This window comes from Chitinophaga pendula, from assembly GCF_020386615.1.
Classification (GTDB): domain Bacteria; phylum Bacteroidota; class Bacteroidia; order Chitinophagales; family Chitinophagaceae; genus Chitinophaga; species Chitinophaga pendula.
Map to the genome: position 1 here is coordinate 6799147 of NZ_CP077769.1, position 16128 is coordinate 6815274.

Annotated in this window: 11 protein-coding genes; 6 read left to right on the forward strand and 5 right to left on the reverse strand. The window is 46.2% G+C overall.

Annotation, left to right across the window (positions count from 1 at the left end):
- Nucleotides 1–201: 201 nt before the first annotated feature.
- Nucleotides 202–3252, forward strand: coding sequence for a SusC/RagA family TonB-linked outer membrane protein (locus KTO58_RS25570; RefSeq protein ID WP_095836681.1), 3051 nt, complete (start codon nt 202–204; stop codon nt 3250–3252).
- Between the two features lie 19 nt (nt 3253–3271).
- Nucleotides 3272–4741, forward strand: coding sequence for a RagB/SusD family nutrient uptake outer membrane protein (locus tag KTO58_RS25575; protein ID WP_198315114.1), 1470 nt, complete (start codon nt 3272–3274; stop codon nt 4739–4741).
- A 146-nt stretch (nt 4742–4887) separates the two neighbouring features.
- On the opposite strand, the gene KTO58_RS25580 is transcribed toward KTO58_RS25575, so the two are convergent.
- The 3 genes from KTO58_RS25580 to gatB all read right to left on the reverse strand — a co-directional run bounded on the left by KTO58_RS25580 (nt 4888) and on the right by gatB (nt 8043).
- Complete coding sequence (locus tag KTO58_RS25580) at nt 4888–5034, reverse strand: alpha/beta hydrolase family protein (protein WP_198315113.1); 147 nt, start codon at nt 5032–5034, stop codon at nt 4888–4890.
- A 237-nt stretch (nt 5035–5271) separates the two neighbouring features.
- Nucleotides 5272–6441: a TlpA disulfide reductase family protein gene (locus KTO58_RS25585; protein WP_095836679.1), complete on the reverse strand. Its 1170-nt coding sequence runs from the start codon at nt 6439–6441 to the stop codon at nt 5272–5274.
- A gap of 144 nt (nt 6442–6585) precedes the next feature.
- A complete protein-coding gene (gene gatB, locus KTO58_RS25590) occupies nt 6586–8043 on the reverse strand; it encodes an Asp-tRNA(Asn)/Glu-tRNA(Gln) amidotransferase subunit GatB (RefSeq protein ID WP_095836678.1) in 1458 nt (485 codons plus the stop codon).
- Between the two features lie 160 nt (nt 8044–8203).
- On the opposite strand from gatB, the gene KTO58_RS25595 reads away from it, so the two are divergent.
- Nucleotides 8204–9574: an aldehyde dehydrogenase gene (locus KTO58_RS25595; protein ID WP_095841394.1), complete on the forward strand. Its 1371-nt coding sequence runs from the start codon at nt 8204–8206 to the stop codon at nt 9572–9574.
- Nucleotides 9575–9642: 68 nt separating this feature from the next.
- On the opposite strand, the gene KTO58_RS25600 is transcribed toward KTO58_RS25595, so the two are convergent.
- Both KTO58_RS25600 and alaS read right to left on the reverse strand, forming a co-directional pair.
- Complete coding sequence (locus tag KTO58_RS25600) at nt 9643–10632, reverse strand: PDZ domain-containing protein (protein WP_095836677.1); 990 nt, start codon at nt 10630–10632, stop codon at nt 9643–9645.
- Nucleotides 10633–10822: 190 nt separating this feature from the next.
- A complete protein-coding gene (gene alaS / locus KTO58_RS25605; protein WP_225859917.1) occupies nt 10823–13444 on the reverse strand; it encodes an alanine--tRNA ligase in 2622 nt (873 codons plus the stop codon).
- Between the two features lie 373 nt (nt 13445–13817).
- On the opposite strand from alaS, the gene KTO58_RS25610 reads away from it, so the two are divergent.
- The 3 genes from KTO58_RS25610 (at nt 13818) to KTO58_RS25620 (ending at nt 16104) form a co-directional block, all read left to right on the forward strand.
- On the forward strand, nt 13818–14789 hold the full coding sequence (locus tag KTO58_RS25610) for a peptidoglycan DD-metalloendopeptidase family protein (RefSeq protein ID WP_095836675.1): 972 nt from the start codon (nt 13818–13820) through the stop codon (nt 14787–14789).
- A gap of 231 nt (nt 14790–15020) precedes the next feature.
- The gene (locus KTO58_RS25615; RefSeq protein WP_225859918.1) at nt 15021–15596 is read left to right on the forward strand and encodes a MerR family transcriptional regulator; all 576 of its coding nucleotides are present in this window, start codon (nt 15021–15023) and stop codon (nt 15594–15596) included.
- Between the two features lie 10 nt (nt 15597–15606).
- Nucleotides 15607–16104: a thioredoxin family protein gene (locus KTO58_RS25620; RefSeq protein WP_095836674.1), complete on the forward strand. Its 498-nt coding sequence runs from the start codon at nt 15607–15609 to the stop codon at nt 16102–16104.
- The last annotated feature ends 24 nt before the right edge of the window (nt 16105–16128 follow it).

The following is a 16128-nucleotide window of genomic DNA, read 5'->3' on the forward strand; positions in this document are numbered from 1 at the left end:
TCCGAAAATTGGGGGAAATAGTTCTATGCTAGACTATATGGGGACCTATTGTAGCTGATGATTTGTTAATTGCCTCATTTATTTGTAGCAGCAACCCTACCTCACCTGTACAACATCGATTGGCAGCACCCTATTGAGTTATGTTAATGTTTTGCCCATGACTGTCAATGTTTTATATCCAATATTAAATCCAATTTGCTTATGAAAAGAGGTTTACTCTTATGGCTCATCTTCGCCGTAAGCACCTTACAAGCACTTGCCCAGACACGAACCGTGACCGGGAAAGTAACAGATGCCCAAAGTGGTACTGCTTTGCCTGGTGTTACCGTACAGCTCAAAGGTTCTACAGTCGGCACCGTTACAGGAATAGATGGGAACTACAAAATTAACGTACCCGAAAAACCAGGCCTGCTGGTGTTCACCTTTGTAGGATATGCTACCCGTGAACTCCATATCACAGGCAATCACCTCGATGTTACCCTCTCCACCAGCAGCCAGGACCTCGGAGAGTATGTAGTAGTAGGATACGGCGCCAGCCAACGTAAAAGCCTGGTAGGTGCAATCGCTACGGTAAAATCCGCAGAGATCAACCAGGTACCTATGGCATCCTTTGATAATATCCTCCAGGGTAAAGCCACTGGGGTACAGATCACTCAACGTAACGGTCGCCCGGGACAACGTGGCTTTATCCGTATCAGAGGTACAAGCTCCATCAACGCCAGCTCGGAACCGCTCATCGTAGTAGATGGAGTACCCGTAAGCCTGGATAACTATAATTTGTTGAATCCAAATGATATCGAAAATGTATCTATCCTGAAAGATGCGGCTTCTTCATCCATATATGGCTCCAGAGGCTCCAACGGCGTAATCATCGTTAGTACTAAAAGAGGAGCTGTCAACAGTCCGAGACTGACCTATAGCTTCCAGTATGGTGTCAAATCCAAAACCAAGGATGATATCAAGCTGATGAACGCCCGGGAGAAACTACAATATGAATACGACCTGGGCTTTAGCAACTCTTACGTAATACCCTGGCTGAGAGGAAATGGTTTTGCAAATACAGCTACCCTGTTCAATATCTCCGACGCAGATCGTCAGAGACTATGGAATGGCCTTTCAGAAAATGAAACAGACTGGGTAAAACTACTTACCAATAAAGGCCCCTTCCGTACACATGAATTGACACTTGCCGGCGGCTCCGACAAAATACGTTACTACTTTACCCTCAATAGCTGGAGTGAAGATGGTATCGTACGTGGCTCCTTCTTCGATAGAAAAAGCGGTCGCCTCAATATTGAATACAACGCCAAAGAATGGTTTAAAATCGGAAATACCCTCAACGTAGGTTACGTAAAAGAAAATATCTCCCGCGAAAGATTTAACGTACAGAGCGCCTACACCGCCATGTATCGTTATAATGCCTATGAGCCGGAGTTCAATAAAGATGGCTCCTGGAATCTTACACATCAGGGCCTTAGTATAGGAGAAGCAACGATCAACCAACCCGAATTCTCCAGCAAGATCATGGGACTCGGATCCATATTTGGAGAATTCAATTTCTTTAAAAGATTGAAAATAAGAAGCTCACTGGGCTTGAATTTCATAGACTATTCCAGAGAATACTATGTGATACCGGGGTCCTTCCTCGATCAATTTGTGGGCGACAAAACAGCTCAAGGATCTAAAACAGATAATGGCTATCGCGAATTCAATAAAATATGGACCAATACAGCGAACTGGATACAGTCTTTTAACGAAAAACATAACATTGACATCCTCGCAGGTACTGAGTTTACAGAAAATAATTACTGGGGTTATAATATAGGTAGTAAAGGTTTTCCCTCCCCAATTGTAAATACTCAGATTAATGCTGCTGTACCTTTGACGACAAATACGACTAAGTACGATTGGGCACTCTTTTCCCTTTTTGGTAGGGTTAAATACAACTATCTCGAGAAATACTTCCTGGAGAGTTCTGTTCGTAGAGATGGATCATCTCGGTTCGGCGCAAATAAAAAGTATGGTACCTTCTGGGCGGTTGGCGCAGGATGGGACGTCGCCAAAGAAAAGTTCATGAACATACCTGTACTCAACCAATTGAAAGTAAGAGCAGCAATAGGTACATCCGGTAATGCCGAATTCGGGTTGCCTACTTCGGATGGTATCAATAACTACCTCCCGCTTGGCCTATACAGGTTCATCAGCTATAATGCACAGCCGTCGTCTGCTCCCAAACAGCTGGCTAACCCCAACCTGACCTGGGAGAAGAATATGAATTATGACGTTGGAATTGATTTCGGTTTGTTTGATAACAGGCTAACTGGTAATATCGAATACTATCATAAAAAAACGACTGATCTGTTGTTCGAGGTACCAAAACCTGCGGCGACAGGATATGCAGTAAGGTGGGAAAATATTGGAGAAATGGTGAACAAGGGTTTTGAAATAACACTAGGGTATGATGTTATACGCAAAAAGAACTTAACGTGGAACATTAGTGCTAACATTACCACAAATAATAACGAGATTACCAAATTATATAGTGAGAGAGATGTACCATCTGGAGATGGCTTGACTCGCCTCGCAGTTGGTAGACCTGTGTACAACTTCTATATGAATCGCTGGAAAGGCGTAAATCCTGATAATGGGGATGCTCAGTGGTATACAAAAGATGGTAAGATTACTAACCAATACAATGGTGGAGATGCCGTATTCATCGATAAAAAATCTCCATTACCTAAATACTATGGAAGTATAAATACATCATTGTCGTTTAAGGGTATAGACCTCGCACTACAATTTTACTATTCTGGAGGTAATTATGTATTCAACTACATGAAACAAAACCTTTTTAGTGATGGAGCTGGAGTAACATCTCAGATGGATGTAAGAGCCGCAGACTATTGGAAAAAACCAGGTGATAACCTAGAAAATCCAAAACCTCTTGCGTTCGGCCCACAAACGACCTTTGTATCTGATCGCTTTCTGCAAAAAGGAGACTATATACGCTTGCGCAACGTAACCATTGGATATAATGTACCTACCGATATCCTTAAAAAAGCAAGGATACAGCAGCTGCGTGTGTACGTATCCGGTCAAAACCTCTGGACACGTACAAAATTTTATGGTGATCCGGAAGTTGGCATTGGTAATGCTGAATCAACCGGTATCTCCAATACCAATGGTGTAGCTGCATTGTTCAGCTATCCGCAGAGTAAGACCATCCTTTTTGGGGTGAATGTTTCCTTCTAACAAAAACGGACTATCAATCATGAAAAAGAATATACTGACATTTGGAATTGCTGGTGTACTGCTCCTTTTTGGATGCACAAAAAAACTAGATAGGCTACCCTACGACGGCCTTATCAATGATATCGCTTTTAACCTGCCTTCTGATTTTCAAAATGCAGTACGTGGTATGTACTCTGGACTAGCAGGCCTGGGATTTCCGAGCAGAACTCCCCTCACCAGATACACGGATGGTGAATGGCTGCTGTTAGGGGATATACTGGCGGATGACGTTATCACTTGCTCGGTGGGTAGAAACACCTTTATTACCTTACAAAGCTGGTCCTACAATAGTAATAATACATCGAACCTGTATCTGCAGGCATACAATATCATTCTTAGGTCAAATAGTATATTGGCCAATATAGAGAACAAAGTAGTTACCGGCGCAGAAAAAAATAATATTCAGGGCGAAGCATTGGCTATGAGAGCGTTGGTACACTTTGACCTAGTGAAACTATATGGGAAAAGCTACACGTCTGCAACAGCGGATGATTTGGGAGTTTCTTATGTGACCTCCATCGGGGCTGATCTTCAGCCTTCACGAGATAAAGTAAGAGATGTCTATGATAAGATCGTAAAAGACCTGACAGATGCTTTACCTCTTATTGCAAGTAATAATGGAGTAGGAAGACTTAACAAGGCTTCCGTATATGGTCTTCTCTCAAGGGTATACCTATATCGTGAAGAATGGCTAAAGGTTATTGATGCTTCCACCGAAGCCCTTAAAATTAATGGTAATCCTGCAGATACGGCTGACTTCCCGAAGATATGGAAAGATGAGACAGAAGTAGGCGTATTATTTAAAATAAAAATGCTGGACAAAGACAAAATCGCCATTGGCGTATTATATAGCCAGGCCTCCAGCCAGGGTGTTAGATCCGAGTATGTCGCTAACCGTGGATTGACACAGCTATATGATACACTAAAAGACGTAAGAGCAAAATATCCTTCCTCACCTGATTCGTCTTCAACATTCAAAAGGGGAACCTTTGCATCACTCACTTCTTACTACGTTACAAAATATTTAGGCCGTGCTACTGGTAATGCCAATGTTGTAGACTTTAAGTATCTACGGGTAGCTGAAGTATTGTTGAACAGAGCTGAAGCCTATGCCATGCTGGGAATGGATGCGCTTGCGCAGGCAGACCTGAATAAATTAAGAGATAACAGGATTAGAGGTAATACCCCTTACACAGGTACCGGCGATGCGCTTAAGGCAGAAATAGCAAACGAAAGACGGCGCGAACTGGCTTTTGAAGCTTTCCGCTTCTTTGACCTGAAAAGGAAGAACTTACCCATTAACCGCCCTGACTTCGGCGATGCTTTTGACGGCTCCGGTAGACAGTTTACAAACAAACAACTGCCGGCAAATAGCCCGAAATTCCAGTTGCCAATACCACAGGAAGAAATTAATGCCAACCCAAATACTAAACAAAATCCTGGGTACTAAAATAAAAATAGGACCTTCTCGATCAGAGAGGCCCTTATTGTTACTAAATATTACTTGCCTTTATACATTTCACGCACATCAAACGGACTGTTTAAATAACAGTCCGTTTTTTATTGTCAAATTGACAACTTTAGTAATTCGCTGTTTTATTGTAGCGCATTTTTTATAGCTATACCTGCCTGTTGTATAGAAGCCTTAGTGGCTGCCTCATTCGCCAACGCATTGAGCAGTCCCCAATCGTGGATCATACCGTTATACCGTACCGCTGTTACCTTTACGCCTGCTTCATCCAATTTACGCGATCTTAATGAAATTGCGGATATCCTGGCCCTGCAATTGCTCCTGTAGATCTTCCCGGAGAGGAAGATAGCCAATCTGTTTAAACGTAAATTGTTGGAAATAGGCCATACGCATACAATTTGAGCAGTGAATTTAAGTAAAGACACATGAGTAGAGCGCCGCAAAGAAAAAGGGCTGACTTAAAAGTATATTTACTCTTAAGTCAGCCCTCCTTTGAGGAATATAATTTATTATTTGAGTACTTCTTTCAGCTTTGCGGTCAGGCCTTCACCACGTAGGTTTGTCGCGATGATTTTACCTTGGGGGTCCAGAAGGAAATTCGTAGGAATACCTTGTATGCCATATAGGCCTACTACTGCAGATTCCCAGAATTTCAGGTCACTCACATGGCTCCAGGTGAGTCCATCGTCTTTTATCGCTTTTTCCCAGGCTCCTTTTTGCTTGTCCAGAGATACACCCAATATGGCGAAGTTCTTATCCTTGAATTGCTGCCAAGCCTGCACTACATTGGGATTTTCCATGCGGCAGGGTCTGCACCAGCTGGCCCAGAAGTCAACCAGCAGGTACTTGCCACGGAATGAGCTCAGGCTTACCGTCTTACCTGTCAGGTCAGGGAGCGTAAAGTCAGGAGCTACGTCGCCTACTTTTACGGCGGTCATGCTCTCTTCTTCACCACCACCAGCAGCACCACCACCGGTTTGTTTGGATGCGGTTTCTATTTCGCTGATCCTATCTGTCAGGCTTTTTACAAAGGTGTTTTTAGGGAAACGCTTTTTTACACCATCCAGTACTTTCTTGTTCTCTAACAATATACTAGGATCGCTGCCCAGCATGCTAAGTGCAAATACGGCGTTGGCAGGGGAGTTGGTTTTTTCTGTAAAATCCAGGATATGTTGCTGGAAAGCCTTCTGTGCACCCTTGATACGTTCGATCTTAGGCTCCAGCAGACTATCAGGAGTATGCAGATTACGCAGGCTGTCCACGTTCCTCATCTCTTCGGTCATCTGCTTGCTCTTGTCATTAATGTCATTCAGCAACTGCTGCAGTTCAACAGATGCTTCAGAACCCTGTATCGTGATCTTTTCCAGGTTATCATAATCACCATCTATCTTCATATCACCTGCGTCCAGTGACAGGAGGATATACTTACCATTACCAAAACGAATACGATACAGCCCCTGCTCAGGTACCATACCTTTAAAAGTAAACTTACCGCTGGCATCCTTCAATGTGGTTGTGTCTACTGTCTTTATTTCTTTCAATGTCAGTTCCTCCAGTGCTACCTGTCCTAATGGTGCATTATTCAGATGCCCGGTGATCTTAAAATCTCCTTTTTCTGCCTGGTCTCCGCAACTGGCCAGTGTTATCGCGGCGGCAATCCATAGTAAGTATTTCTTCATGTCTATAGCAATTTATTTATTCGAAGGCAGAAAAATCAGGAATGCTCCATTACTCTGTCCGCCAGGTATAATATCGTCAAAAGTAAGGAAACAATCGCGGGCTGCCTTCTCCGGCTATATAATTTCACGTTTTATTGGCTGTAATTATCCTTTCAGCTTTTCGGCAAGTAACTGGTTAGTCAGTTTGGGGTCCGCTTTGCCTTTGGACAATTTCATTACCTCTCCGACGAACAACCCCATTAACCCTTTCTTTCCACTTCTGAACTCTTTCACTTTATCGGGGTAAGCTGCCAATACCTGGTCGATGATAGGACTGATATTGTCAGCATTATTATCCTGCAACAGGTTCAGACTGGTAGCGATGTCGATAGGCGCTTTGCCCGGATTCAGTACCAGCTCCGGAAAGATACGGGACGAAGCAATGGAAAAGCTCACCTTCCCTTCTTCTACCAGCTGTATTAATGCCGCTAATGCGGATGGCGGCAATGCAAATTCTTGGATTGACAACGAATGCTCATTCAGATAAGATTTAACAGGCCCCAACATCCAGTTGGCCGCCGCTTTATACGCAGCATTAGCCCCCGTCAGCAGATTGAAATAATCTGAGGTGGCCTTGTCATCGGTCAATACATGAGCATCATATTCTGATAAGCCGTATTCTTTCGTATAACGTGCCACCAGCTCTTCGGGAAGTGCAGGTAATGTAGCACGTATGCGGGTAATATATTCCTCCGAAACACGGAATGGTGCCAGGTCCGGCTCTGGGAAATAACGGTAGTCGTTAGCCTCTTCCTTGGAACGTAGCGAAAAAGAACTGCCATTAGATGCATCAAAACTGCGGGTCTCCTGCACAATAGTACCCCCGGTTTCCAGCAAAGTGATCTGGCGAACGATCTCATTCTCAATAGCACGCTTGACATTCCGGATGGAGTTCATATTTTTCACCTCGACTTTAGTGCCCAGCCCCTGCTCCCCTTTCAAACGAACAGAGATATTGGCATCACAACGCATACTGCCCTCTTCCATATTACCGTCGCAAACCTCCAGGTAACGTACCAGCCTTCTTAAGACAGTAAGGTAGGCATATGCTTCATCTCCACTATGCAGATCCGGCTCGGTAACAATTTCTACCAACGGTACCCCCGCCCGGTTATAGTCCACCATCGTATAGTCAGGCTCCTGGTCATGTAACGATTTTCCGGCGTCTTCCTCCATGTGGATACGGTTCAGCTGTACAGATCGCTCTCCCCCCTCAACCGGTATGGTCACATACCCTCCCGTACAAATAGGCGCCGTATGCTGAGATACCTGGTACCCTTTAGGCAGGTCCGGGTAAAAATAGTTCTTGCGAGCAAAGTAATTCTCTTGCTCAATGGTACAATGACAGGCCATCCCCAACTTAATCGCATAATCCACCGCCTTGCCGTTCAGCTTGGGCAACGTACCCGGATGCCCCATCGTAATAGGGCTGATATGTGTGTTCGGCGCACCTCCGAAGGCGGCACTGTCTGAGCAGAATAGCTTGCTGTCGGTCTGTAACTGTGCATGTACTTCCAGCCCTATTACCGCCTCATATTTATTGAAATCTATACTCGTACTCATATTGCCAAAAACTGATTCTCACAAATATATTAAATAAAGTTTTCCCGTCTAAACGCCCTATTCGGCTGCATAGATAATACAGTCGCCCTGGCTCAGTAGAAATAAGTAACTTCAGGAATAACGCAGAGCAGCTTATAATAGATCACCTAAAATGCAGGACATGGACCTCCGCCGTATATATACAGATCAGCAAACTTATTTCGCCTCCGGAGTTACCCGCTCCTATACATTCCGCAAACAACAGCTGAAAAAACTGAAACAGGCCATACATAATCATGAAGCCGCCATTATGCAGGCTCTTCATGCAGATCTGCGTAAGCCCGCTATGGAGGCCTATGCCAGCGAAGTAGGGATTATCTATGATGAGATCAATAATACCCTAGAAAATCTCAAACATTGGATGAAACCCGAAGAAGTAACCAGCCCTTTCCTGCAATATCCCAGCCGTAGCCGGATATATAAGGAACCGCTGGGACTCACCCTACTGATAGGTCCCTGGAACTACCCTTTCCAGTTGCTCGCCGCACCCCTTGTCGGCGCAATAGCTGGCGGTAACTGCGCCATCCTCAAGCCATCCGAATTGGCCCCCCATACCGCTGCCGTACTGGAACTGATCATAAAAGAAGCGTTCGACCCGGCATATATTGCCGTCGTCCAGGGAGAAGGTAGCGAAGTGATACCAGCAATGATGCAGTGCCGCTTCGATCACGTCTTCTTTACAGGAAGCACCACCGTAGGCAGAAAGATCATGGAAATGGCCGCCCCCCACCTTACCCCCGTCACCCTGGAACTAGGTGGTAAATCCCCTTGTGTCGTGGATGACAAAGTAAACATAGAGGTGGCCGCCAAACGTATCATTTGGGGAAAATGCTGGAATGCCGGACAGACATGCATCGCCCCTGACTACGTACTCGTACACCGCGCCGTCAGGGACGATCTGGTAAAAGCAATGCAGAAAGCTATTACCTCCTTTTTCGGCGATAATCCTGCCGATAGCCCTGACTACGCCCGGATTATTAATGCCAACCGCTTTGATGCTCTTGCTGCCTACCTCTCGCAAGGACGTGTGATCACCGGTGGAAATACCAATAGAGAAGACCTCTATATAGCACCCACCCTCATGGAAGACGTACAGTGGTCCGCCCCTCTTATGCAGGAAGAGATCTTTGGCCCTATCCTGCCCATCCTCCCGTTCGATAATATCGAACAGGCCATACAGCTCATCCGGCAATATCCTTACCCATTGTCACTATACGTGTTTACCAAACGTAGCAAGACGGAAAAAGCCCTGCTCGAACAGGTGCGCTTCGGGGGCGGCTGCGTCAATAGTGCGCTTACCCATTTCACCAACCAGGAACTCCCCTTCGGTGGTACCGGCCTGAGTGGTATCGGCCGCTACCATGGCTACTACAGCTTCGAAACATTCACCCACCGCAAAGGCGTGATGAAAACAGCCACATGGCTCGATGTACCCGTGAAATACCCGCCCTATGGTAATAAAGTAGGCCTCCTAAAAAAAATGATGAAATAAAAAATCCTCCCGCATACATCCTGTCTCGACAGGAGATGCGGGAGGACAGAATCTCTCTAAAGCTGCTGCTAGAGATCCGCTTTGTTCAGCTTTTTAGGTACCTTGATCTGTAAGGTCTGTGCCTTGCCATCCCTTTTCACAGTAGCACTCAGCTGGCCTTTATCTTTATAATCCCGGTAGGTAGCAGTCACATCCCTTGAGGAGGTCACCTTGCTGTCGGCCAACGCAGTAATAATGTCTCCTTTCTTAAACCCAGCCTTCTCCGCCGCACTTCCCGGCGCAATGCTTAACACCTGCGCCCCACTGTTGTCTTCCGTATCCTGTACAGACAGTCCCAAGCGGGTGTCGTCATTGTTGAAGAAGCCTCGGAAACCACCGCCATTACCACGCGGGATCGGAAAACGGAACACATTGTCATTGCCACCACGAGGATACAACTCCCGCGGAGCACTCACTACCTTACGCTCCTCTAACGTCGCTGTTGTTCGTGATTCTTTTTTATCGCGTACATAAGTAACCGTTACCTTATCTCCCGGCTCTTTCGTACCAATCTTCTCGTACAACTCCTTCGGCTCATTGATCTTGTCGGCATCTATCTGCGTGATCACATCTCCTGCTTTAATACCTGCCTTATCAGCTGGTGTGCCCTTCGCTACCTCTTTCACCGTAACGCCCGCAGCTTCCTGTTTCTCCGTGATCACACCCAGCATTGCCTTATTCACCGGAACAGCAGGAGATAGTTCGTCATTGTCGCCGAAAAGATCCATTCCTCCCTCCTGTGATTGGTTAAACGGATGCGTATTCCCATCCACAGGCTTTACCTTCCGCAAAAAAACAGACAGATTACCGTCCTTGTATTCATTGATCTTTTTACCGTCGATCAATACCTCTCCGTCCTTTACCTCAACGGTTACCTTACCTCCCTTGTCTGATGGCGACTTAATAACGATCTCGTCATATTCCCCTAGCTTATCCTTTTTAATATCCTGCGCTTGCGTAGTGGATAGGGTAAAACTGGTTAAGCCGGCCAATGCAAGAAGTTGCAATAACTTGCTCATAATTTATTATTTGAGTTTTTAGAATGATGTATAAATGCGCAGGGCAAATTTAGGGGCAGTGAGGGCAAAGAAAAAGTTAAAAGACAATACGGCCGGTCTTTCGGGGTTAAAGAAATGTGAAAAAGTAAAGGTGGAGAGCCATCCCTGGTAAATGACCAGGAACAACTCCCCACCGTATTCAGTATTTTTCTTACAGCAATGCCTGTACTGCCGGTACCACCGCAGACAATTGGCTTATATCCTGTCCTCCTGCCGTAGCAAAAGAGGGTTGTCCGCCACCACCACCTTTGATCAGCGGCGCAATGTGTTCTTTAATGATCTTAGGTGCCTGCCAGCCTTTCTCCGCTACCAGGTGCTCAGAAAGCATAACAGCTACAGCAGCTTTGCCGCTGATATTAGCCACAAATACAAACACATGATTGTCAACTTGCCCCTTCAGGTTGAAACAAAGTTGCTTCAACGCATCTGCACTGGATACAGTTACCTGCTGACCAATGAAGTTAATGCCATTGATCACCTGCACTTGCTGACGCAACTCGCTGGCCAATTGACGCAGTTTCTCCTGCTCCAGCACCTCCAGCTGCTTCTCCAGCGCCGCTTTCTCCTGTACCAGGCTCTCAATGGCCTTGGCAGGTTCCTTCGCATTCTTCAATGTAGCCTTGATATCTTTTAGCTGTTGTAACTGCTCATTGACAAACGCGATCGCTTTCTGCCCCGTTAACGCTTCTACCCGACGTACACCGGCAGCCACCGCACCTTCTGACTGGAATTTGAACAGCCCCAACTCTCCGGTATTGGCCACATGCGTACCACCGCAAAGCTCTACAGAATAGGCAGGGTCCATGATCACCACACGTACCACATCCCCATATTTCTCGCCAAACAAGGCCATCGCCCCCAACTGCAATGCTTCCTCCTTAGGAAGCTCTTTGATCACCACCGGAATATTCTCCTGTATCTTCTCGTTAACGATAGATTCTATCTGTGCCAGCTCTTCATCAGTCACCTTGGAAAAGTGAGAGAAGTCAAAACGCAGGTAGTCGGCATTCACCAGCGAGCCCTTCTGCGCTACGTGTGTACCTAGCACCTGCCGCAAAGCCGCATGTAATAAGTGCGTAGCAGAGTGATGACGTGCAGTATCCTTCCGCGTTCCTTTCTCTACCAGCGCTTTCACCGGCTGTTGTATGTTGGCCGGCAGCTGATTGGTAAAATGAACGATCAGGTCATTCTCTTTTTTAGTATCGGTCACCACGATCTTTTCATCGCCAAACACCAACACACCGGTGTCTCCTACCTGTCCGCCGCTCTCAGCATAGAAAGGGGTCTGCCCTAATACCAGCTGGTATTGCTCTTTGCCTTTCGCCTTTATCTTACGGTATTTGTTCACCTGGGTCGTCAGCTCCAACATTTCATATCCCACAAATACAGAACCCTGGCTCTCATCCAGCACCGTCCAGTCTCCCATATCCAGCACCGTAGCGGCACGGGAACGGTCCTTCTGCTGCTGCATCTCTGCTTCAAACCCCTTTCCATCCACGGTATATCCTTTTTCTGAAGCGATCAGCATAGTCAGATCCAAAGGGAAACCATAGGTGTCATACAGCTCAAATGCGATACTGCCGCCTATCTCTTTTTTAGCATTGTCTTTATCAGTAGTAATAACTTCCAGCTTGCCCAGACCAGAATCCAACGTACGGAGGAAGTTCTGCTCCTCTTCAAAAACCACCTTCTTCACAAAATCCTGCTGCTGTTGCAACTCGGAAAATACTTTGGCAAACTGTACTGCCAGTACCGGCACCAGCTCATGCAACAAAGGACTCTTCTGATCCAGGAATGAAAAATAATAACGTACCGCCCTGCGCAGGATACGACGTACCACATAGCCGGCTCCGGTGTTGGATGGCAGTTGCCCGTCTGCGATCGTAAAACAGATCGCCCGGATATGATCCGCTATCACACGGAAAGCCACATCCGCTTTATTGTCAGTACCACCGTATTTTTTTCCGGTCAATTGCTCTGTAGCGGCAATCGTACCGGAAAATACATCCGTATCGTAGTTGGAACTCTTACCCTGCAATACCCTCACCAGGCGCTCAAAGCCCATACCCGTATCCACATGTTTCGCAGGCAGCGGCTGCAGGCTCTTATCCTTCAGCCGGTTGAACTGCATAAATACATTGTTCCAGATCTCTATTACCTGGGGGTGATCCGCATTCACCAATGTATGACCTGCTACCACCGCCCGCTCCGCATCCGGCCGGCAGTCCACATGTATCTCCGAACAAGGACCACAAGGACCCGTGTCTCCCATCTCCCAGAAATTATCCTTTTTATTACCCATCAGGATACGGTCCTCCGCTATATGCTGCTTCCATAGATCATGCGCTTCCGTATCTTTTTCCAGGTTCTCTTTGCTATCTCCTTCAAATACAGTTACATACAACCTGTCCTGCGGGATCTTGTACACCTCTGTCAACAGCTCCCAACTCCAGGCGATCGCTTCCTTCTTGAAATAATCCCCGAAACTCCAGTTACCCAGCATCTCAAACATAGTATGATGGTAAGTATCGATACCCACCTCTTCCAGGTCATTGTGTTTACCGCTCACACGCAGACACTTCTGCGTATCCACCACCCGGGTATACGCCGGCGCTCGGTTCCCCAGGAAATAGTCCTTAAACTGGTTCATCCCCGCATTGGTAAAAAGTAGCGTAGGATCATTCTTCAGGACAATAGGAGCCGAAGGCACAATATGATGTCCCTTCGAAGCAAAAAATTCCAGGAATTGCTGTCGGATCTCGGATGCAGTCATAAAATAATAGAAGCGAGTTAATATGTATATGAAATTATTATAATTTTGCCGGACCTGATTTTGCTTTTAATTTGTATTTTAAACCAGTTGAAGTCTTTATAAAATTGACATTCAAAAGGTTGCCTGTTCAGGCTATTTCTAGTAGGTTTGCACACCTGCTTTCCAGGCAGGTGCTTTCAGGTCAGGGAGTGCAAAAATATCGAAACCTGTAGGATTATTCAAAATAGCAAAGGAAATAGCGGCTATACTTGCTTACATGGCTGTCACAGCTATCCGGACAATCCCCGTTCTTCCATGCGTTTGCCCCCAGCCGGAAATAAAACTGAAGGAATGACGTTAGGACTTGCGTCCCGACAAAGCATAAACCTGGTTCATGAAGAAGGTCAAATATTTCTACAATACCCAAACCCTCAAATATGAGAAACTCGTAGTGTCAGTACGGGTCAAGGTCCTGCGTATACTGGGATTCCTGTCCGCTGCCATCGTTACGGGTATTCTCTTCCTCTCCGTCGCCTACCGCTTCCTCGACTCCCCTAAGGAGAAATCCCTCCGCCAGGAGCTGGATAATATGAAGGAAAAATACGAGGGACTTAAAGGCAGAATGGCCGAAGTCAATGCCCAGCTCGCAGATCTCGAAGAAAGAGATAACCAGATATACCGGGTCATCTTCGAAGCATCCCCCATCCCCGATAGCGCCCGCCTGGGCAAAAAAGAAAGGGATGCCGAACTCAATCAGTTACAGTCGTTCCCCAGCAGCGAGATCATCGCCAGCACTGCCTCCCTGCTCAAAGATATTACGGCTCGTATCCGCTCCCAGGAAAGATCCTATGAAGAGATCGACGACCTGGTAAAAAATAAACAGAAAATGTTGGCCTCCATCCCGGCTATCCAACCCGTGGCCAACAAAGACCTGAACCGTATCGCCTCAGGGTTCGGATATCGTATCGATCCGGTATACAAAACCGTAAAATTCCATGCCGGCCTCGACTTCTCTGCCCCTAGCGGTACACCCATCTACGCCACCGGCGACGGTACCGTAGAAGAAGCCAGCCTGAGCGACGTAGGCTATGGTAACCACGTCGTGATCCGCCATGGATACGGATATAAAACACTATATGGCCATATGCTCCGTACCAAGGTTCGCACCGGCCAGGCCGTAAAAAGAGGAGATGTACTGGGATGGGTAGGTAGCACCGGTAAATCCACTGGCCCGCACTGCCACTACGAAGTGATGAAAAATGGTGAAAAAGTAGACCCCGTCTACTTCTTCTTCAATGACCTCACTCCGGAAGAATTCGATCGCATGCTCAAGATCGCCCGCTCTGGCAACCAGTCATTCGACTAAGGTCCATTGCCTTAACACCCGCTCCCATGGCGCCTTCGCTATGGCCCACTCAATAAGGACAACAAGATATCGTTATAAGAATACCGGGAGAACATAACCCCCGGCATACAGTAATCATAACAGCCGTCACCAACCCGCCCGGAACCCCTCCCCCCTCCCGGCGGACTAATAGATGGTCTGTGGTGTAATTTTACCTAACTTTATCCACTGAATCCATAATTGATTTGCCATATGCATCAACAACTGGACCTTTTTTCAACTCCCGATAGATCACACCAACCTACTACGCAAACGCAGCAGGTGACAGTGATACATCCTAAATCAAAAGGACCGGAAGTGCATGAGGAGAAGGAACAGGACACACCGCAGCCGGTAAAAGAAGAGGAAGAAACAATAACACCACATGCCTCCGATAGAAAAAAAAGAGGCCGTAAATCATTAAAAGAACTGGGAGATGATCCGCACGTGATCAAAGACCTGGATAACATGACATTGGATAAACAATATTACTCGATCAGTGAAGTAGCTGCCATGTTCAGAGTGAATACATCACTCATCCGCTACTGGGAAAACGAATTCGATATCCTCCAACCCAAAAAGAACAGGAAAGGAGACCGATTGTTCCGGCAGGAAGATATACACCACCTGAAATTGATTTATCACCTCCTTAGAGAAAGAAAGTATACCATCGAAGGGGCAAAGCAAAAACTCAAAGAAGATCGCAAATTAGCCGCCCGTAATTTCGAAATGGTACAGGCTTTGCTAAAAGTAAGAGGATTTTTGACAGAACTGAAAGATCAATTATAAAACAAAGTTTATGCGTTTAAAGACATTATTACTCGGCGGAGGTTTGCTGTTTTCTTCTTTTGCCTGGGCCCAGGATGGCGCCAAAGAACTCAAAGGCAAAATAGAATTGAAAACACTGATGAGCGACAACGCTTACGCCTGGTTTTATACAGGGGTGAATAAATACCAACCCAATGACGCCATGGTTAACTATATCAAATCCAACAGAACCGGATTTAACATAGTAGCCGTGGTAAACACCACCGACGAAAGCAGCCGCAAGCTTCTCCCTCAACTCTATAAAGTAATGATCCTCGCCGGCAATCCCGAGCAGCAAGTGCTCCTCTTCGGCGCAGATAATAAACTGGATACAGGCGCTCCCATCGACTATAAGATCAAAAAAGTACCCACCTTCATCGTAATGAAAGATGGTAAAGAACAAGGTCGCATCTCCGGCGATGTAACCGAAACTGTCGAAAGCGATCTGGCACGTATCCTCCTGAAAATGAATAAGAAAGACAAAGAATAGTTATTATAAAAATCACAGGCTGAT